Origin of the sequence: Streptomyces sp. NPDC006430 (assembly GCF_040612395.1) — a bacterium.
GTDB lineage: Bacteria > Actinomycetota > Actinomycetes > Streptomycetales > Streptomycetaceae > Streptomyces.
Window position 1 is genome coordinate 190,596 of record NZ_JBEXQA010000012.1, and the last position, 18,094, is coordinate 208,689.

Below are 18,094 nucleotides of genomic sequence, written 5' to 3' on the forward strand. Positions count from 1 at the left end.
GTCGGCCGCCGAACGGCCGGGCCGACCCCATCAATTCGGCCCGACGGTACCTACAGCCCGGCGTCCCTGGCCAGCAGGGCCGCCTGTACCCGGTTCTCGCAGTCCAGCTTCGCCAGGATCCGGCTCACATAGGTCTTCACCGTCGCCTCGCTCATGTGCAACCGCCGCCCCGCGTCCGCGTTCGACAGGCCCTCCCCGAGCAGCGCCAGCACCCCGCGCTCCCGCTCGCTCAGCTCCGCCACCCGCCGCCGGGCCTCCTCGCCGCGTACCGTGCCCTGACCCGAGGCCAGTTGGTCCACCACGTGCCGGGTCGCTCCCGGCGAGAGGTAGGCGTCCCCGGCGGCAGCGGCGCGGACCGCGCCGATCAGCTCGCCCGGCGCCGAGTCCTTGAGCAGGAACCCCGCGCCGCCCTGGCCGAGCGCCCGCAGCACGTTCTCCTTCTCGCCGAAGGTGGTCAGGATCAGCGCCCGGACCTCCGGCGCCGCCCGCCCCAGCTCGCCGAGCGCGGTCAGTCCGTCCATCACCGGCATCTGGATGTCCAGCAGCATCACCTGGGGCGCGTGCGCGCGGGCCAGGTCCACGGCCTCGCGGCCGTTCGCCGCCTCCGCGACGACTTCGATGTCCGGCGCCGAGGTCAGGATCATCCTGATCCCGGCCCGGATCAGCGGCTCGTCGTCAGCGATCACCACTCGGATCACCTTGGCTGTCACCCGCGCTCCTACTGCTTGGCCTCGTACGCCTGCTTGTCGACGAGCTTGCCGTCCTTGAAGCAGAACCGGAAAACGGTATCGGTGGTCAGCCCCGATTCGTCCGTCGACAGCAGGGCGAGGCACTGCGTGCCCTCCGGCCGCTCGGGACCCTTGCGGTCCAGGCCTGCCGTCATGAAGCTGTCGCCCTCGGGCAGCCGGCCCCGGACCGCCTCCTCCGACTCGCCCACGTGCACCGCGTCGTAGTCGTCCTGGCTGATCATGGCCTTGTTCACCGAACCCGCCAAGAACGCCATCCCCGCCCCGAGCACGATCACCAGCAGCACCACTGCCGCGAAGGCGATGCCGCAGCCCATGGCGACGCCCCCGGTCCGGCTGCGGCCCCGTACGGCCAGTTCCCGGTCCACCGCCGCCCAGTCCATCGGCGGCGCCCCCAACGGCCCGAGCGCCTGCTGCCCGAAGTCGTCGGCGATGTCCGCCACCCCGGCCGGCTCCGCCCCGTACGGGAGCACCCCGGCCACCCGGAACCCGCCGTCCTCGGTCGCTCCGGCGTGCACCATCCCGCCGACCAGCCGCGCCCGCTCCCGCAGGCCCGTCAGCCCCTGCCCGCCCGAGACCACCTCTCCGGCGCCCGGTCCGGCCGCCGGACCGTTGGCGATCTCCACCACGAGCGAGTCGTCCTCGTACCGCAGTTCCACCGCGATCGGCGCCCCCGAAGCATGCTTGTACGCATTGGTGAGCGCCTCCTGCACGATCCGGTACGCCGCGTGGTCGCACGCCGCCACCAGCGGCCTCGGCCGCCCCGACGTGGTCATCCGTACGTCGGTCCCGGCGCTGCGGGCCGCCTCCACGATCCCCGCGATCCCGACCACCCCGCGCGCCGCGGGCTGGGCCTCCTCCACAGGCACCGGCGCCTCGACGCCGTCCCGCAGGATCCCGACGACCTCGCGCAGTTCGTGCATCGCGGCCACCGAGGCCTGCCGCAGCACGCCCACCGCCTCCCGCTGGCGGTCGGTGAGCTCCGGGTCCACCTCCAGGGCACCGGTGTGCACCGAGATCAGCGCCAACTGGTGGCCGAGACTGTCGTGCATGTCCTGGGCGATCCGCTGCCGTTCCCACAGCCGGGCCTGCCCGGCGACCATCGCGCGCTCCCGCATCAGCTGCCCGTTGCGCTCCTGGAGCGCCTGGAGCAGCGTCCGGCGCTGCGACCAGTACCGGCTGGCCAGGCCTGGCATCACCGTCATCGCCAGGAACATCAGCGTGGAGAACACGATCACGAGCAGGGGCCGCATCTCGGACCACGCCTGCACCACGCTGAGGACGACCTCGGCGAGGAAGGCGACGGTGAACGCGGCCAGCGCCCGGCCCACCCCGACAATCCGGCGCCCCGCCGACCAGCCCAGCAGGATCATGATCAGGAAGGCCCCGGGCAGGAACGGGGACACCGCCGCCCCCACGATCAGCGTCGCCACCGGCAGCCGGCGCCGCAGCAGCGTCAGCACCACCACGGCCACGGCGCTGCCCAGCATCCGCTGCACGCTGCCGTTGTCGAGTTCCTCGACCCCCAGGCCGAGCAGCACGATCACTGCGGCGAGCACCAGGTCCCCGGCCACCATCCGCCGGGTCCACGGCTCGGGGCCCCTCAGCCAGTCCCAGCCCGCCCGCATCCTCGCCGTCGCATCCACCCGCCCGACCCTAGACACCCCCGCGCCCGTCCGAACGTCCTCTTTCGTCGCGCCCTGCGTGACGAAAGTCGTACGGACGACCGCACGGGGCGGCAGTGCGGACGGCAGCACGGCCGATCCGGTCACGATCCCCAACTCCCCGCGCACGCGCGGAAATCTCAGCCGCCCCGTTGAACGTCCGTGTCCGCGGCCCCACTTCGGACCGACTTCTCCTCAGGAGACGGGCAAAGCGAAACGGCCGCCACCGCTTTCGCGATGACGACCGTTTCGTCGATGTGGGCGAGGGGGGATTTGAACCCCCACGTCCCGAAGGACACTGGCACCTGAAGCCAGCGCGTCTGCCGTTCCGCCACTCGCCCGAGTAGCGTCCCAGTGGCTCTTCCCTTGCGGGCCGTTCCCCTGGCGACGTCGAAACATTAGCACGTCGGACGGGGTGGAATCACATCCCTTTCCCCGCACCCCCCACCCCGGCCACGAATGCCCCTCCCACACTGCACTCCCGGTGCGGGACACTGTTCCCGGAGCACCCCTACGATCCCTTGTGAGTACCAACACTCCTGCGCATGGGACCCAGGGGGAACCAGCCGAATCCGCCACGCGTGGATACGATCAGTAAGCAGTACAGGGCGACAACGACGGAGGAGGTGCCCCATGGGAGTTCTGAAGCGGTTCGAGCAGCGACTCGAAGGTCTGGTGAACGGCACCTTCGCCAAGGTGTTCAAGTCCGAAGTCCAGCCCGTCGAGATCGCCGGCGCACTCCAGCGCGAGTGCGACAACAACGCGACGATCTGGAACCGCGAGCGGACCGTCGTCCCCAACGACTTCATCGTCGAGCTCAGCGCCGGTGACTACGAGCGTCTGAGCCCCTACTCCGGGCAGCTCGGCGACGAGCTCGCGGGCCTCGTCCGCGACTACGCCAAGCAGCAGCGCTACAGCTTCATGGGCCCGATCAAGGTCCACCTGGAGAAGGCCGACGACCTCGACACCGGGCTCTACCGGGTCCGCAGCCGCACGCTCGCCGCCAGCACCTCCCAGGCGCAGCCGCAGGCTCCCCAGAACCAGCAGGGCGGCTACGGCTACCCTCCCCCTGCCTACGGCGTGGGGGCCCCCGTCGCCGCACCGCCCATGCCCGCCGGGCCGCCCCCGGGCGCGCCCGCGCGCCGGCCGGGCGCCGGCGGACCGGCCCCCGTACCCGTCGGCGGCGCCACCCGGCGCCACTGGATCGAGATCAACGGCACCCGCCACCAGATCTCGCGCCCCACGCTCGTACTCGGCCGAAGCACGGAAGCCGACGTGCGGATCGACGACCCCGGCGTATCCCGCCGGCACTGTGAGATCCGGACCGGAACGCCCTCGACGATCCAGGATCTCGGGTCCACCAACGGCATCGTGGTGGACGGGCAGCACACCACCCGCGCTACGCTCCGCGACGGCTCGCGGATCGTCGTGGGCAGCACCACCATCATTTACCGGCAAGCCGAAGGGTGAAGCGGGGGCAATGTCAGAGCTGACCCTGACGGTCATGCGGTTGGGTTTCCTGGCCGTTCTGTGGCTGTTCGTCATCGTGGCCGTCCAGGTCATCCGCAGCGACCTCTTCGGTACGCGCGTCACCCAGCGCGGCTCGCGCCGCGGTAGCGCCGCGGCCGGAGCGCCGCAACAGGCGGGCCGCCAAGCGGCGGCACCGCCGCAGCAGCGCCAGCGTCGTGGAGCACCCACCAAGCTGGTCGTCTCCGAGGGCACCCTCACGGGCACCACGGTGGCCCTCGCGGGCCAGACGATCACGCTGGGCCGCGCCCACGACTCCACGATCGTGCTGGACGACGACTACGCCTCCAGCCGCCATGCCAGGATCTACCCCGACCGTGACGGCCAGTGGATCGTCGAGGATCTCGGGTCCACCAACGGCACGTATCTCGACCGGACCCGTCTGACCACCCCGACGCCCATTCCGCCGGGTGCCCCGATCCGCATCGGCAAGACCGTCATCGAGCTGCGGAAGTAGTACGAGAATGAGCGAGCGGAGCGAGCGAGCCGCGGTAGTCCGTCCCATCCAGGACACGGACCCGAGCGCGCTCCCGACCGGAGGGTGGGCAGTGTGGCTCGAGACCGGTTGTACCCGGAGCCGACCGGCGAGGTGCGCATGAGTCTGTCCCTGCGGTTCGCCGCCGGATCACACAAGGGCATGATCCGCGAGGGCAACGAGGACTCCGGCTACGCCGGCCCCCGTCTCCTCGCCGTGGCCGACGGCATGGGCGGCCAGGCCGCCGGCGAAGTCGCCAGCTCCGAGGTGATCTCCTCCCTCGTGCAGCTCGACGACGACGTCCCGGGCTCCGACATCCTCACCTCGCTCGCCACCGCCGTGGCGCGCGCGAACGACCAGCTGCGCGTCATGGTCGAGGAGGACGCCCAGCTGGAGGGCATGGGCACCACCCTGACCGCGCTCCTGTGGACCGGCCAGCGCCTCGGCCTCGTCCACGTCGGCGACTCCCGCGCCTACCTGCTCCGCGACGGCGTCCTCACGCAGATCACCCAGGACCACACCTGGGTGCAGCGCCTCGTCGACGAGGGCCGCATCACCGAAGAGGAAGCCACCACCCATCCGCAGCGCTCCCTTCTCATGCGGGCGCTCGGCAGCGGCGACACCGTCGAGCCGGACCTCTCCATCCGCGAGGTCCGGGCCGGCGACCGGTACCTCATCTGCTCCGACGGGCTCTCCGGCGTCGTCTCCCACCAGACCCTGGAAGAGACCCTCGCCGACTACCACGGCCCCCACGAGACCGTGCAGGCCCTGATCCAGCTCGCCCTGCGCGGCGGCGGACCGGACAACATCACCTGCATCGTCGCGGACGTCCTCGACACCGACAGCGGCGACACCCTCGCCGCCCAGCTGAACGACACCCCGGTCGTCGTCGGCGCGGTCGCCGAGAACCAGCACCAGCTCTTCGACGGCGGCAACGCCATGCAGACCCCGGCGGGCCGCGCCTCCGGCCTGGGCCGCCAGGTCCCCCCGCAGGCCGGCGCCTTCGGGCCCCCCGGCAGCGGTGACGCCCCCGGCTACGGATACCCCGACCAGGGCCAGGGCGGCGGCGCGTACGGCAGCTTCGGCGAAGCCGAGCCGTACGACGACGACTCCCGCTACGACGACACGTACGACCGCCCCCGCCGGCGCCGCAGCAAAGGGCGCAAGTGGACCACCCGCACGCTGATCCTGCTGATCGTCGCGGGAGTCGTCGGAGGCGGCGTCTACGCCGCCCACCGTTGGACCCAGACCCAGTTCTACGTCGGCGTCAAGGGCGAGCACGTCGCGCTCTTCCGCGGGATCAGCCAGAAGCTCGGCCCGCTGGAGCTCTCCAAGGTGGAGACCGACCGCACCGACATCGAACTGAAGTACCTGCCGCCCTTCAAGCGCAAGCAGGTCGAGGCCACCATCAGCGAGACCAGCCTCGCCGGTGCCCAGCAGAAGATCGACGAACTCGGTGTCCAGGTCTCCGCCTGCAAGAAGGACGAGGAGCGCCGCGCCGCGGAAGCGCAGAACCCACCAGCACCCGGTCCCAGCCTGACTCCCGCGGAGCAAGCGCTGGTCGGCCTCTGCGGCAAGCAGTAGTACACACCTGCGGGCACAGGGGGCCTGCCACACCATGAGCGTTGTCACCAATACGACCACCATCGGCGCCATCGAGCTGCCGAGCCGGCGGAACACCGAGCTCCTGCTGCTCGCTTTCGCCGTGGTCATCCCGATCTTCGCCTACGCCAACGTGGGTCTGTCGATCCACGGCAAGCTGCCGCCCGGCATGGTCGCCTACGGCGGCGGCCTCGCCGTGCTCGCCGGCATCGCCCACCTCGTGGTGCGCCGCTACGCGAAGTACGCGGACCCGCTGCTGCTGCCGATCGCCACCCTGCTCAACGGCCTCGGCTGCGTCCTGATCTGGCGGCTCGACCAGTCGGAGCGGCTCCAGAACCTGGCGAAGCGCAGCTTCGGCGGCTTCTCCGAGTCGGCCCCCCGCCAGATGATGTACACCGCCTTGGCCATCGCGCTGTTCGCGGCGGTGCTGCTGCTGCTCAAGGACCACCGCACCCTCCAGCGGTTCACCTACATCTCCATGGCCGGCGCCCTGGTCCTGCTGATCCTGCCCGTCATCCCGGGCCTGGGCGCCGACGTCTTCGGCGCCAAGATCTGGATCAGCGTCGGCGGCTTCTCCATCCAGCCCGGTGAGTTCGCGAAGATCGTCATCGCGATCTTCTTCGCCGGCTACCTCATGGTGAAGCGCGACGCCCTCGCCCTGGCCAGCCGCCGCTTCATGGGCCTCTACCTGCCACGCGGTCGTGACCTCGGCCCCATCCTGATGATCTGGGCGATGAGCCTGCTCGTCCTCGTCTTCGAGAACGACCTCGGCACCTCGCTGCTCTTCTTCGGCATGTTCGTGATCATGCTGTACGTGGCCACCGAACGCACCAGCTGGATCGTCATCGGCCTGCTCATGAGCGTGGGCGGGGCCGCCGTGGTCGGCGCCACCGCCAGCCACGTCAAGGTCCGCGTCAACGCCTGGCTCGACCCCTTCGCCTGCTACTCCAAGTCGGGCGCGTGCGAGCAGGTCGGCCAGTCGATCATGAGCTTCGGATCCGGCGGGGTCCTCGGCACCGGCTGGGGACAGGGCAACTCCGACCTCATCGGCTTCGCGGCCAACTCCGACTTCATCTTCTCCACGGTCGGCGAAGAGCTCGGCCTCGCGGGCGTCATGGCCTTCCTCCTGCTGTACGGCCTGATCATCGAGCGCGGTGTGCGCACCGCCCTCGCCGCCCGCGACCCCTTCGGCAAGCTCTTCGCCATCGGCCTCTCCGGCGCCTTCGCCCTCCAGATCTTCGTCGTCGCCGGCGGCGTCATGGGCCTCATCCCCCTCACCGGCATGACCATGCCCTTCCTCGCGTCCGGCGGCTCGTCCGTCCTCGCCAACTGGGCCCTCATCGGGATCCTCATCCGGATCAGCGACACCGCACGCCGCCCCGCCCCGGCCCCGGCACCGTCCCCCGACTCCGAGATGACCCAGGTGGTCCGCCCGTCATGAACAAGCCCCTGCGCCGCATCTCGATCTTCTGCGGGCTGCTCATCCTCGCCCTGCTGATCCGGACCAACTGGATCCAGTACGTCCAGGCCGAGGAGCTCAGCACCCGCAAGGAGAACCGCCGAGTCCAGATCGCCCAGTACGCCACCCAGCGCGGCAACATCATCGTCGCGGGCGGCCAGGCCATCACGGGCTCCGACACCACCGACGGCAGCGACTACAAGTACAAGCGGACCTACGTCGACGGCAAGCTGTGGGCGCCGGTCACCGGGTACGCCTCCCAGGCTTTCGGCTCCACCCAGCTCGAATCGCTCGAAGACAAGATCCTCACCGGCAACGACGACCGGCTGTTCTTCGACCGCACCATCGGCATGTTCACCGGCGACAAGAAGGCCGGCGGCAACGTCGTCACCACGCTGATGCCCGACGTCCAGAAGGCCGCGTACGAAAAGCTCGGCGAGAAGACCGGCGCCGTCGCCGCGATCGACCCGCGCACCGGCGCCATCCTCGCCCTGGTCAGCACGCCCTCGTACGACCCGTCCACCTTCGCCGGCAACTCCAAGACCGACGAGAAGGCCTGGGTCGCCCTCAAGGACAGCCCGGAGAAGAGCCTCGTCAACCGCGCCCTGCGCGAGACGTACCCGCCGGGCTCGACCTTCAAGGTCGTCACCGCCGCCGCGGCCCTGGAGCACGGCGTCGTCACCGACATCAACGCACCGACGGACACCCCCGAGCCGTTCAACCTGCCGACCACCAGGACCCCGATGGTCAACCACGCCAAGGGGTGCGAGAAGGCCAGCCTCAACTTCGCGCTCCAGGTGTCCTGCAACTCCGTCTTCGCCAACGTCGCCGACAAGGTGACGAAGGACAAGATGCTGGAGACGGCGCAGAAGTTCGGCTTCAACAACGACAAGATCGACACCCCGGTCCGCGCGTTCGCCAGCATCTACGACAAGAACATGGACCGGCCGAGCAACTCGCTCTCCGCGATCGGCCAGTACAACACCGCCGCCACCCCGCTCCAGATGGCGATGGTCGCCGCGGCCGTCGCCAACGACGGCAAGCTGATGAAGCCGTACATGGTCGACCAGCTCACCGCCCCCAACCTCGACGTCATCGAGAAGCACGAACCGCAGGAGATGAGCCGGCCGCTCTCCCCCGCCAACGCGCAGAAGCTCCAGCAGATGATGGTCAACGTCGTCGAGAACGAGAACGGCACCGGCGGCAAGGCCAAGATCAACGGCGTCACCGTCGGCGGCAAGACCGGCACCGCACAGCACGGCGAGAAGAACGCCAAGCGCCCCTACGCCTGGTTCATCTCCTACGCCAAGACCGACAAGGGCTCCCCCGTCGCGGTCGCGGTCGTCATCGAGGACAGCGACGCCGACCGGGAGGACATCAGCGGTGGTGGCCTCGCCGCCCCCATCGCCAAGGCCGTCATGGAAGCCGTACTGAAGAACAAGAGCTGACAGGGGCGCAAAGCCGAATCGTCAGTGATCCAGACCACTGATACGGCCCGGATGAGAGCGTACGGTACCGGTCCTGTATCAGCCTGTGGTCACGAACCGATCACCGACGATCGGCCGGTAGCCTTTGCGCGAACAGCACACCGCCGGACCACACACGGGTGCGGTCGGGACTGACGGAGAGGGCTGCAACGTTATGGAAGAGCCGCGTCGCCTCGGCGGCCGGTACGAGCTGAGCCACGTGCTCGGCCGCGGTGGCATGGCCGAGGTCTACCTCGCCCACGACACCCGGCTCGGCCGTACCGTCGCCGTCAAGACCCTGCGCGCCGATCTCGCCCGCGACCCGTCCTTCCAGGCCCGGTTCCGGCGCGAGGCCCAGTCGGCCGCATCGCTGAACCACCCGGCGATCGTCGCCGTCTACGACACCGGCGAGGACTACGTCGACAACATCTCCATCCCGTACATCGTGATGGAGTACGTCGACGGCTCGACCCTGCGCGAGCTGCTGCACTCCGGCCGCAAACTGCTGCCCGAGCGCACCCTGGAAATGACCATCGGCATCCTCCAGGCCCTTGAGTACTCGCACCGCGCCGGCATCGTGCACCGCGACATCAAGCCCGCGAACGTCATGCTCACCCGCACCGGCCAGGTCAAGGTCATGGACTTCGGCATCGCCCGCGCCATGGGCGACTCCGGCATGACCATGACGCAGACCGCGGCCGTGATCGGCACCGCCCAGTACCTCTCCCCGGAGCAGGCCAAGGGCGAGCAGGTCGACGCTCGCTCCGACCTCTACTCCGCCGGCTGCCTGCTGTACGAACTCCTCTGCGTCCGGCCGCCCTTCATCGGGGACTCCCCGGTCGCCGTCGCCTACCAGCACGTGCGGGAAGAACCCCAGCCCCCGTCGAACTTCGACCCCGAGATCACGCCCGAGATGGACGCGATCGTGTTGAAGGCACTGGTCAAGGACCCCGACTACCGCTACCAGTCCGCGGACGAGATGCGCGCCGACATCGAGGCCTGCCTCGACGGCCAGCCCGTCGCCGCGACCGCCGCCATGGGCGCGGCCGGCTACGGCTACCCCGACCAGGGCGGCTACGGACACCAGGGCTACGACCAGCCCACGACCGCCCTGCGCCCCGCCGACTCCGGCCAGACCTCCATGCTCCCGCCGATGCCCCCGGGCGACGGGGGCTACGGGTACGGGGACCAGGGCCACGGCGGCTACGACCCCGGCCACGGCCGCCGCCAGAAGAAGAGCAAGGCCTCGACGATCCTGCTCGTCACGGCCGGCATCCTCGTCCTGGTCGGCGCGACCCTCATCGGCCGCTCCCTCTTCAACGGCGGCGCCGACAACCGCCCCATCGTGCCCAAGCTCATCGGCGAAACCTTCGAGCAGGCGCAGAAGAACGCCGACAACGTCGGCCTCAAGGTCGAGAAGCAGGCCGACGAGCCCTGCGACAACCAGCCCAAGGGCAACGTCTGCAAGCAGGACCCGGCGCCCGACGGCAAGGCCGAAAAGGGCTCCACGATCAAGCTCGTGATCTCCTCGGGCGCGCCGACCCTACCCGTGCTCGACGTCCTCAACCTGAAGTTCGAGGAAGCCGAGAAGGCGCTCAAGGAGAAGGGCTTCGAGGTCGAGAAGAAGACCCAGGAGTCCGACCGGACCGCCGGCACCGTCCTCGACCAGAACCCGAAGAGCGGCAGCCAGGCCCAGAAGGGTTCGACCATCACCCTGACCGTCGCCAAGGAGGTGGCGAAGGCGAACGTCCCCGAACTGCTCGGAAAGAGCAGGGAGGACGCGGCCAAGGCGCTCTCCGACGCCAAGCTCAAGCTCGGCAGCGTCACGGAGGTCGACTCCCCCGCCGCCCAGCCGAGGACGGTCGTCCAGCAGCAGTACCAGCCGGGCGAGCAGCTCGCGGTGGGCTCGGCGGTCAACATCCAGATCGCCAAGTCCGCGCAGCAGACGCAGGTCCCGCAGCTGACCGGCAAGACCGTCGCCCAGGCCAAGGCGGAGCTCGCCTCCAGGGGTCTGAACTTCGGCTCGATCCTCTCGGGGCCGACGGACGACAACGCCCGGGTGTTCTCCTCGGACCCCCAGGCCGGCAGGCCGGTCCCGACGGGCACCGTGGTCAACGTGATCACCGTGCAGGGTCAGCAGGACGGCGGCAACGGCTTCATCGGAGGCCTTCCAGGCGGCCGCTAGCCGACGGGACGCACCGCGTGGTGGAAAGCCCCTGTGGGCGGCCTCAGAGCCGCGCACGGGGGCTTTCACGTATCAGCGCAGCTCCACCGGAAGCGTGCGCTTCGCGTCCACCTTCTCCGTGCGCACCAGCTCGCCCCATACGACGTACCGGAACTTCGACGTGTACACCGGGGTGCAGGTCGTCAGGGTGATGTAGCGCCCCGGCGCCGTCCTCCCCGATTCCTTCGGGACCGCCGAGATCACGTCCACGTTGTACTTCGACGTCTGGCGCAGCTCCGCGAAGACCTTGTACACGTACCAGGTGTCGCGCGTCTCGAAGACGACCGCGTCGCCGCTCTTCACCTTGTCGATGTTGTGGAACTTCGCCCCGTGCCCGTCGCGGTGCGCGGCCAGCGAGAAGTTCCCCGACCCCTCCCACGGCAGGGCGGATTTCACCGGGTCCGTGTAGTAGCCGGCCACGCCGTCGTTCAGGACGTCCGGGGCCGTACCCCGCTTGACCAGGACCTCGCCGTTCTTCATCGCCGGCACGTGCAGGAAGCCGATGCCGTCCTTCGTGTCCAGCGCACCCGGCGCCGCGGGCGCGTTCGTCCCCGGGGCCGTCTGCCACTGCTGGCGGACCTCGTCGCCCCGCGCCGACGCCTGCCGGTCCGCGAGCACGTTCGTCCACCACAGCGAGTACGCCACGAACAGGCCCAGCACCAGGCCCACCGTGATCAGGAACTCGCCCAACAGGCTCAGGAACCCGGCGAGCACACTGCGGTGACGGGGCGACGGCGCGGCACGTGACACTGCTTGTTCGTCCTTACGGGCTGGTCAGCGCGGGCGGAGCACCCTTGCTGCGGGGGCTTTCGTCGATCATCCTGCCCCATACGACCATCCGGTAGGTGCTCGTGAACTCCGGGGTGCAGGTCGTCAGGGTGATGTACCGGCCGGGGGAAGTGAAGCCCGATCCCTCGGGCACCGGCTTGATCACCGACACGTTCGTCGGTGGCGTCTGCGGCAGCACCGAGGTCATCTCGTACGTGTAGTAGGCGTCCCGCGTCTCGACCACGATCGGGTCTCCAGGAACCAGCCGGTTGATGAAGCGGAACGGTTCGCCGTGGGTGTTCCGGTGCCCCGCCAGCGCGAAGTTGCCCTGCTTGTCGGCCGGCATCGCCGTCTTCAGCGCACCGTCGCCGTAGTGCCCGACCATCCCCTTGTCGAGCACCTTCGGCTTGCTGATCCCCTCCGCCACCGGCACCTTCACGTCCAGTTTCGGGATGTGGAGGATCGCGAAGCCCTGCCCCGGCTCGAACGCCGTTCCCGCACCGGCGGGGTCGCCCGCGTCGGCCCCGTCCGGGGCGTTTTCCCAGGTCTGCCGCAGCGAGCCGGCGGCCCCGTTCGCCGTCCGCTCGGCCAGTACGTTCGTGTACCAGAGCTGGTAGCCGACGAAGAGCAGCATCACCAGGCCCAGCGTGATGAACAGCTCCCCGGCGAGCCGGCTCGCGATGACCACCGGCCCGCCCGAGGCGGGCCGCCTGCGCCGCCTCCCGCCGCCCCGCCTTCCGCCGCCCTGCCTCCGCGTGCGCTTCGCGGCCTCCTGAGCTGCCCTGCGCCGCGCGGCCCGGCCCTGGGGGGGCGCGGACGGCGCGAGCGCGGTCACGCGACGGCCTTGCCCACCACCGGGGCCAACCCCACCGACCGCTCGACGGCACCCGCGTCCCCGCAGCGCACCAGCCAGTTCGCGAGCATCCGGTGGCCCCACTCGGTCAGCACCGACTCGGGGTGGAACTGCACGCCCTCCACGTCGTGTTCCCGGTGGCGCAGGCCCATGATGATCCCGTCCTCGGTGCGTGCGGTGACCTGGAGCACGTCCGGCAGGGTCTGCGGCTCGGCCGCGAGGGAGTGGTACCGGGTCGCGGTGAACGGCGAGGGCAGTCCCTCGAAGACGCCGAGGCCCTCGTGCACCACCGGCGAGGTCTTCCCGTGCAACAGCTCCGGCGCCCGGCCCACGACACCGCCGTACGCCACCGCCATGGACTGCATGCCGAGGCACACGCCGAAGACCGGGACGCCCGTGTCGGCGCAGTGGCGGACCATGTCGATGCAGACGCCCGCCTGCTCCGGCGTCCCCGGACCGGGCGACAGCAGGACGCCGTCGAAGCCGTCCTGCGCGTGCGCGAGCTCCACCTCGTCGTTGCGCAGCACCTCGCACTCGGCGCCGAGCTGGTACAGGTACTGGACCAGGTTGAAGACAAAGCTGTCGTAGTTGTCTACAACCAGAATGCGCGCGCTCACGGAGTGGCTCCCGATCCCTCGTCCACCGTCACGTCGTTGAACGGAAGGAGCGGCTCTGCCCACGGGAAGACGTACTGGAACAGCACGAAAACCACCGAGAGGACCAGTACGAGAGAGATCAGCGCGCGTACCCACGCGTTGCCCGGCAGATGCCGCCAGATCCAGCCGTACATGCCGTCTGTTTCCTTAATCGTCCACGATCGACCCACGCACCGCAGGGGCGGTACGCGAACAGCCTAAAGGCAGCGGCCCCGCGCAGTGGGTCAGCTCGGCAAACCCTCCGGTCGGCCCTGGGTGACCGTCCGGGTCTGGGTCAGCTCTGCCCACACGACCAACCGGTGGCTGTGACCCCATTCCGGATCGCAGGTCGTCAGCGTCAGATAGCGCCCCGGCCCCGCGAACGGCCCCCTCCGCGGCACCGGGTCGATCACCCCGACCTCGCTGGGCAGCGTGCGCAACGGCCCGCCCCGGACCGTGTACGTGTACCAGGTCGTGGCGTCCTTGAGGATCACGGCGTCGCCCGTGCGCAGCTCGGGGAAGTCCTTGAAGGGGTCTCCGTAAGTGCGCCGGTGGCCCGCCACGGAGAAGTTCCCGGTGCCGCCGGGGCGGGCCGTGCCCTCGTAGTGGCCGAGGCCCTTCTTCAGGAGCTCGGTGTCCGTGCCCTCCAGCACCGGCTTGTTCCAGCCCGGGCCGAAGCGCGGGACGTACATCTCCGCGAAGGCCTGGCCCCGGGGAGGTCCGGGCTCGTCGGCGGGCTGCTGCGCGGGTGCGGGCGAGGCGGCGGGGGCGGCAGCCGGGGCCGCGACCGCCCAGCGGTCACGCATCCGGGCCATCTCCCCGTCCATGGCCCGGTCGGCCTTGACCCCGGTCCACAGGAGCACGTACGCCACGAACAGCACGATCAGCGTGCCCGCCGTCAGACACGCCTCGCTGAACGTCCGCACCACCAGGCGCAGTACGACGTCACGGCGTACTGGTCGCGGAAGAAGCATCCAGCGGCTTCGCATAGTGGAGGTCCACTGTGCCGGAGTAGCCGGGAAGTGTCAGCTCCTTGTGCTCGTCCACTTTCCAGCCGAGCCCGTACGCCGACACGTACAGCTGGTAGTTCTGCAGGGCGGGGGAGGCGGCGAGCGCCTTGCGCAACGCGCCCGGGTCGCCGACCGCCGTGACCTTGTACGGCGGCGAGTAGACCCGGCCCTGGAGGATCAGCGTGTTGCCCACGCAGCGCACCGCGCTGGTGGAGATCAACCGCTGGTCCATGACCTGGATGCCCTGGGCGCCGCCCTGCCACAGGGCGTTCACCACGGCCTGGAGGTCCTGCTGGTGGATCACCAGGTCGTTGGGCTGCGGCTCCGGCACGTTGGGGATGCGGGCGGTGGCGTTCGGCGGTGCGTCGTTCAGGGTGACCGTCAGGCCCTTGCCGGACAGTGGCTCGGTGCCCGAGGCGACGCGCAGAGCGGCCAGTTTCGCGTCCTCGGCCTTGGTGCTGCCGTCATCGCGCTCGGCGAGGACGTCGACCCGGCTACGGACGGCCGCGGTGCTCTGTTCGAGCAGTGCGTTGTTCTGGCTGCGCTCGTGGATGAGGTCGGAGAGCTTGAGGAGCGAGGCGTCCGTCCGGATGTTCGTACCCTTGGACGTGTTGAAACTGGTGACGAAGATGAGACCGGCCAGGGCGAAAACGGCGGCCGTCAGCAGCCGGACCGGCCTGGCCCGGCGACGGGGACCCGCGGAGGAGTCGTCGTGATTGCTCAACGTACCCTTCTCCTTCAACGCCACAGGTCCACTACGCTAACGGACGCCCGGGGCAGGCAAGGTCCCCAGCGCATCGACAGGAGAGCCCCTCGTGCCGAAGTCACGTATCCGCAAGAAGGACGACTACACGCCGCCGCCGGCGAAGCAGGCGCAGACCATCAGGCTGACCAATCGCAGCTGGGTGGCCCCGGTCATGCTGGCGTTCTTCCTGATCGGTCTCGCGTGGATCGTCGTCTTCTACGTGACCGAGACCCAGCTGCCGATCGAGGCACTGGGCAATTGGAACATCGTAGTCGGATTCGGGTTCATCGCGGCAGGATTCGGCGTATCCACGCAGTGGAAGTAGTCGCGCCCTGAACGGCCGCCGCAAGCACAGGCGGGCCCGGTCCGACAAGCTCTCCCCATGAGTTATCCACAGCGTCATCCACACCTGAGGAAAAGACAGAAGATCTGTGGATAACTCTGTGGAGTGTTGACGCCGGTGTGATCAGGTGAGTTCGGCCGTACGAACCAGGACCACCGCTGCTGCCAGCAGGAATGCCGCCCCGCAGATCCCCCACTGGACGAGCGTGCGCCTCCTGCCGGCGGCAGGTCCCACCATGCCCGCACCCACCAGCAGGCCGGTCACGAAGCCGCCGATGTGGGCCTGCCAGGACACGGACAGACTGCCGCCGAAGGGCACGAAGGTCAGCACCAGCATGAGCACGGCCATGGTGATCACCGGCCGCATCTCGTAGCGCATGCGGCGCGCCAGGACGACGGTCGCGCCGAGCAGGCCGAAGACGGCGCCGGAGGCGCCGAGGGTCGGCGTGTTCGGCGCGGTCAGCAGATAGACGAGGGCGCTGCCGCCCAGGCCCGACAGCAGGTAGACGGCGAGGTAGCGGAACCGGCCCAGGGCCGCTTCCAGCGGACCGCCGATCACCCACAGGGCCAGCATGTTGCCCGCGATGTGCCACCACTCCACGTGCAGGAACACCGAGGTCAGCAACCGGTAGTACTGGCCGGTGGACACGCCCTCGACGGGGGCGCCGAGGTATTCGACGTACCGCCCGAGCAGCTCCCACTGCACCACCAGGTGCGGAACGAGCAGGCCCACGAGGAACACCGCGGCATTGATCCCGATCAGGACCTTGGTGACGAGGTGGGGATCGGCGGCGACCACTCCGCCCGAGACGGTGCGGGCCGTGTTCGCGGCCGGGTGGTGGCCGGTGCCGGAGCCCTCACGGACGCATTCGGGGCACTGGAAGCCCACTGCGGCGCTGATCATGCACTGGGGGCAGATGGGGCGCTCACAGCGCGTGCAGCGGATCCCCGTGTCGCGGTCCGGGTGGCGGTAGCAGCCCGGCAGACGGTCGGTGTCCATCGGTCCCCTCGATCAGCGGCGAGGCAGGGGGTGCACCCCGCCGATCCGGTATGTATCCAGGACGGACGGGCGGGGCGAAAAGGTTCCCCGGCCGGTCCGGAGGCGGGGCCGGGGCGCCGGAGGACTGCGGGTCAGCGCTTCTCGACGACGACGGACTGGATGATCACGTCGTCGAGGGGGCGCTCGGTGCGCGGGTTCGTGCGCAGACCGGCGATCTCCTCCACGACCTTCTGGCTGGCCTTGTCGGTGACCTCTCCGAAGATGGTGTGCTTGCGCGTCAACCAGGCGGTGGGGGCGACGGTGATGAAGAACTGGGACCCGTTCGTGCCCGGACCTGCGTTCGCCATGGCGAGCAGGTACGGCTTCGTGAAGGCCAGGTCGGGGTGGAACTCGTCGGCGAACTGGTAGCCGGGGCCGCCGGTTCCGTTCCCGAGCGGGTCGCCGCCCTGGATCATGAAGCCACTGATGACGCGGTGGAAGACGGTGCCGTCGTACAGCGGATCGGTGGTCTTCTGGCCGTCGGTGGGACGGGTCCATTCGCGGGCGCCCGTGGCCAGCTCCACGAAGTTCCGGACGGTCTTCGGAGCGAAGTTCGCCAGCAGCTCGATCTCGATGTCGCCGTGGTTGGTCTTCAGGGTGGCGTAGAGCTTCTCGGCCACGGATCTGCCTTCCATAGTCATCACTGTGGGTTTCAGATCCTCGCACGGAGGGCTGCACGTCATGGAAATCCTCCACCCGTATGCCCTGTCACGCGTGCCGCTCGCCAGTAGGGCAGGCATGATCCGACAAAGGGTGGAAAGGTGAACTGTGTCCGCCACCGAAGAGGAGGATCCCGTGACCCGCAAGGACAGCGTGCGCCTGGCCGCCGAAAGCGCCAGGGACACGGTGAAGCACGCAGCGGAAGTGGTGGCGCCGTACGCAGAGACCGCCAAGGACGCCGCCGTGCACTACGCGCACGAGGCGAACGAGCGGCTGGCGCCGAAGGTGTCGCACGCAACCGCCGAAGCAGCGCGGCATGCCCGCACGGCGTACGACTGCCATCTGCATCCACGGATGAAGGCGGCGCGTGCGCACGTGCCGCCGAACGTGGACCGGGCGGCGACGAAGGCGGTGCACCAGACGCGCCTCGCGGCGCGCCAGGCGGCCGAGTACACGCAGCCGCGGATCGAGAGCGCGCTCGCGGCGGCTCAGCCGGTGGCCGAGGAGGCCGCGTCGCGATCGACGGCGGCCCTGGCGGCGCTGCGCGGTCAGGTCTCGGCAGAGGAAGTGCGGTGGCTGGTGAAGCGCCACCATCGGCGGGCCGCCATGGGACGACTGTTCAAGGGCGTGGCCGTGATCGGTGTGGTCGCCTGCGGTGCGTACGTGGCGTGGCGGTGGTGGGACCAGCAGTCGAACCCGGACTGGCTCGTCGAGCCGCCTGCGGCCACGGAACTGTCCCGGGAGGGCGAGCCGGCCAGCTTCGACGACGAGCTGGCGGAGAAGGAGCGCGAGTCCTCCTCCGATTCCCCGGACGAGAACCAGGCCTGACCCCTGCCGAGCGGGGACCATGGAGAGGCCCGGATCCATTGGATCCGGGCC

At 69.7% G+C, this 18,094-nt stretch carries 17 protein-coding genes, 1 tRNA gene and 1 pseudogene; 8 read left to right on the forward strand and 11 right to left on the reverse strand.

The genetic code is table 11. The annotated features are described in order from the left end of the window. Positions 1–50: 50 nt before the first annotated feature. The 3 genes from ABZZ20_RS20000 to ABZZ20_RS20010 form a co-directional block, all read right to left on the reverse strand. The gene (locus tag ABZZ20_RS20000) at positions 51–698 is read right to left on the reverse strand and encodes a response regulator transcription factor (protein ID WP_356871286.1); all 648 of its coding nucleotides are present in this window, start codon (positions 696–698) and stop codon (positions 51–53) included. 20 nt (positions 699–718) lie between these two features. After that, positions 719–2,374, reverse strand: coding sequence for a histidine kinase (locus ABZZ20_RS20005; protein ID WP_356871287.1), 1,656 nt, complete (start codon positions 2,372–2,374; stop codon positions 719–721). A 294-nt stretch (positions 2,375–2,668) separates the two neighbouring features. Beyond that, positions 2,669–2,751: transfer RNA gene (locus ABZZ20_RS20010), tRNA-Leu, on the reverse strand. 292 nt (positions 2,752–3,043) lie between these two features. Between ABZZ20_RS20010 and ABZZ20_RS20015 the strand changes: the two genes are divergently transcribed. The 6 genes from ABZZ20_RS20015 (at position 3,044) to pknB (ending at position 11,124) form a co-directional block, all read left to right on the forward strand. Next, positions 3,044–3,880, forward strand: a complete 837-nt coding sequence (locus ABZZ20_RS20015; RefSeq protein ID WP_356871242.1) for a DUF3662 and FHA domain-containing protein — start codon at positions 3,044–3,046, stop codon at positions 3,878–3,880. A gap of 10 nt (positions 3,881–3,890) precedes the next feature. Next, entirely contained in the window at positions 3,891–4,394 is a 504-nt protein-coding gene (locus tag ABZZ20_RS20020) for an FHA domain-containing protein (RefSeq protein ID WP_356871244.1), read from the forward strand. Positions 4,395–4,532: 138 nt separating this feature from the next. Next, on the forward strand, positions 4,533–5,996 hold the full coding sequence (locus ABZZ20_RS20025; protein ID WP_356871246.1) for a PP2C family serine/threonine-protein phosphatase: 1,464 nt from the start codon (positions 4,533–4,535) through the stop codon (positions 5,994–5,996). 34 nt (positions 5,997–6,030) lie between these two features. After that, positions 6,031–7,455: an FtsW/RodA/SpoVE family cell cycle protein gene (locus ABZZ20_RS20030; protein ID WP_356871248.1), complete on the forward strand. Its 1,425-nt coding sequence runs from the start codon at positions 6,031–6,033 to the stop codon at positions 7,453–7,455. Then, positions 7,452–8,921 carry a penicillin-binding protein 2 gene (locus ABZZ20_RS20035; protein ID WP_356871250.1) on the forward strand — a complete coding sequence of 490 codons (1,470 nt, stop codon included), beginning with the start codon at positions 7,452–7,454 and terminating at the stop codon, positions 8,919–8,921. The genes ABZZ20_RS20030 and ABZZ20_RS20035 overlap by 4 nt, the downstream gene beginning before the upstream one ends. Positions 8,922–9,114: 193 nt before the next feature. Further along, entirely contained in the window at positions 9,115–11,124 is a 2,010-nt protein-coding gene (gene pknB / locus ABZZ20_RS20040; protein WP_356871252.1) for a Stk1 family PASTA domain-containing Ser/Thr kinase, read from the forward strand. Positions 11,125–11,196: 72 nt separating this feature from the next. On the opposite strand, the gene ABZZ20_RS20045 is transcribed toward pknB, so the two are convergent. The 6 genes and pseudogenes from ABZZ20_RS20045 to ABZZ20_RS20070 form a co-directional block, all read right to left on the reverse strand. Continuing rightward, entirely contained in the window at positions 11,197–11,913 is a 717-nt protein-coding gene (locus ABZZ20_RS20045; protein WP_356871254.1) for a class E sortase, read from the reverse strand. 13 nt (positions 11,914–11,926) lie between these two features. Continuing rightward, positions 11,927–12,751, reverse strand: a pseudogene (locus ABZZ20_RS20050) (class E sortase); the annotation flags it as partial. Positions 12,752–12,762: 11 nt separating this feature from the next. Next, a complete protein-coding gene (locus tag ABZZ20_RS20055) occupies positions 12,763–13,401 on the reverse strand; it encodes an aminodeoxychorismate/anthranilate synthase component II (RefSeq protein WP_356871256.1) in 639 nt (212 codons plus the stop codon). Then, the gene (locus ABZZ20_RS20060) at positions 13,398–13,574 is read right to left on the reverse strand and encodes a hypothetical protein (protein ID WP_356871258.1); all 177 of its coding nucleotides are present in this window, start codon (positions 13,572–13,574) and stop codon (positions 13,398–13,400) included. The genes ABZZ20_RS20055 and ABZZ20_RS20060 overlap by 4 nt, the downstream gene beginning before the upstream one ends. 90 nt (positions 13,575–13,664) lie before the next feature. Beyond that, a complete protein-coding gene (locus ABZZ20_RS20065) occupies positions 13,665–14,393 on the reverse strand; it encodes a class E sortase (RefSeq protein WP_356871260.1) in 729 nt (242 codons plus the stop codon). Further along, complete coding sequence (locus ABZZ20_RS20070) at positions 14,365–15,153, reverse strand: DUF881 domain-containing protein (RefSeq protein WP_356871262.1); 789 nt, start codon at positions 15,151–15,153, stop codon at positions 14,365–14,367. Before ABZZ20_RS20070 ends, ABZZ20_RS20065 begins: the two co-directional genes overlap by 29 nt. A 91-nt stretch (positions 15,154–15,244) precedes the next feature. Here ABZZ20_RS20070 and crgA point away from each other — a divergent pair, with 91 nt between their 5' ends. Continuing rightward, positions 15,245–15,499, forward strand: a complete 255-nt coding sequence (gene crgA, locus ABZZ20_RS20075; protein ID WP_030153143.1) for a cell division protein CrgA — start codon at positions 15,245–15,247, stop codon at positions 15,497–15,499. A gap of 141 nt (positions 15,500–15,640) precedes the next feature. Here the strand turns inward: crgA and ABZZ20_RS20080 are convergent, their stop codons facing one another. Together ABZZ20_RS20080 and ABZZ20_RS20085 are read right to left on the reverse strand one after the other, a co-directional pair. After that, positions 15,641–16,516, reverse strand: coding sequence for a rhomboid family intramembrane serine protease (locus ABZZ20_RS20080; protein ID WP_356871264.1), 876 nt, complete (start codon positions 16,514–16,516; stop codon positions 15,641–15,643). 131 nt (positions 16,517–16,647) lie between these two features. Then, positions 16,648–17,175, reverse strand: a complete 528-nt coding sequence (locus tag ABZZ20_RS20085) for a peptidylprolyl isomerase (protein WP_356871289.1) — start codon at positions 17,173–17,175, stop codon at positions 16,648–16,650. Between the two features lie 175 nt (positions 17,176–17,350). Between ABZZ20_RS20085 and ABZZ20_RS20090 the strand changes: the two genes are divergently transcribed. Continuing rightward, positions 17,351–18,043: a DUF5324 family protein gene (locus ABZZ20_RS20090; RefSeq protein ID WP_356871266.1), complete on the forward strand. Its 693-nt coding sequence runs from the start codon at positions 17,351–17,353 to the stop codon at positions 18,041–18,043. Positions 18,044–18,094 lie beyond the last annotated feature (51 nt).

Coding starts and splice junctions, on each gene's coding strand:
- ABZZ20_RS20080 (WP_356871264.1), bottom strand. CDS start 16,516: ATGGACACCGACCGTCTGCCGGGCTGCTACCGCCACCCGGACCGCGAC.
- ABZZ20_RS20035 (WP_356871250.1), top strand. CDS start 7,452: ATGAACAAGCCCCTGCGCCGCATCTCGATCTTCTGCGGGCTGCTCATC.
- ABZZ20_RS20025 (WP_356871246.1), top strand. CDS start 4,533: ATGAGTCTGTCCCTGCGGTTCGCCGCCGGATCACACAAGGGCATGATC.
- ABZZ20_RS20030 (WP_356871248.1), top strand. CDS start 6,031: ATGAGCGTTGTCACCAATACGACCACCATCGGCGCCATCGAGCTGCCG.
- ABZZ20_RS20060 (WP_356871258.1), bottom strand. CDS start 13,574: ATGTACGGCTGGATCTGGCGGCATCTGCCGGGCAACGCGTGGGTACGC.
- ABZZ20_RS20020 (WP_356871244.1), top strand. CDS start 3,891: ATGTCAGAGCTGACCCTGACGGTCATGCGGTTGGGTTTCCTGGCCGTT.
- pknB (WP_356871252.1), top strand. CDS start 9,115: ATGGAAGAGCCGCGTCGCCTCGGCGGCCGGTACGAGCTGAGCCACGTG.
- ABZZ20_RS20065 (WP_356871260.1), bottom strand. CDS start 14,393: ATGCTTCTTCCGCGACCAGTACGCCGTGACGTCGTACTGCGCCTGGTG.
- ABZZ20_RS20015 (WP_356871242.1), top strand. CDS start 3,044: ATGGGAGTTCTGAAGCGGTTCGAGCAGCGACTCGAAGGTCTGGTGAAC.
- ABZZ20_RS20005 (WP_356871287.1), bottom strand. CDS start 2,374: ATGCGGGCGGGCTGGGACTGGCTGAGGGGCCCCGAGCCGTGGACCCGG.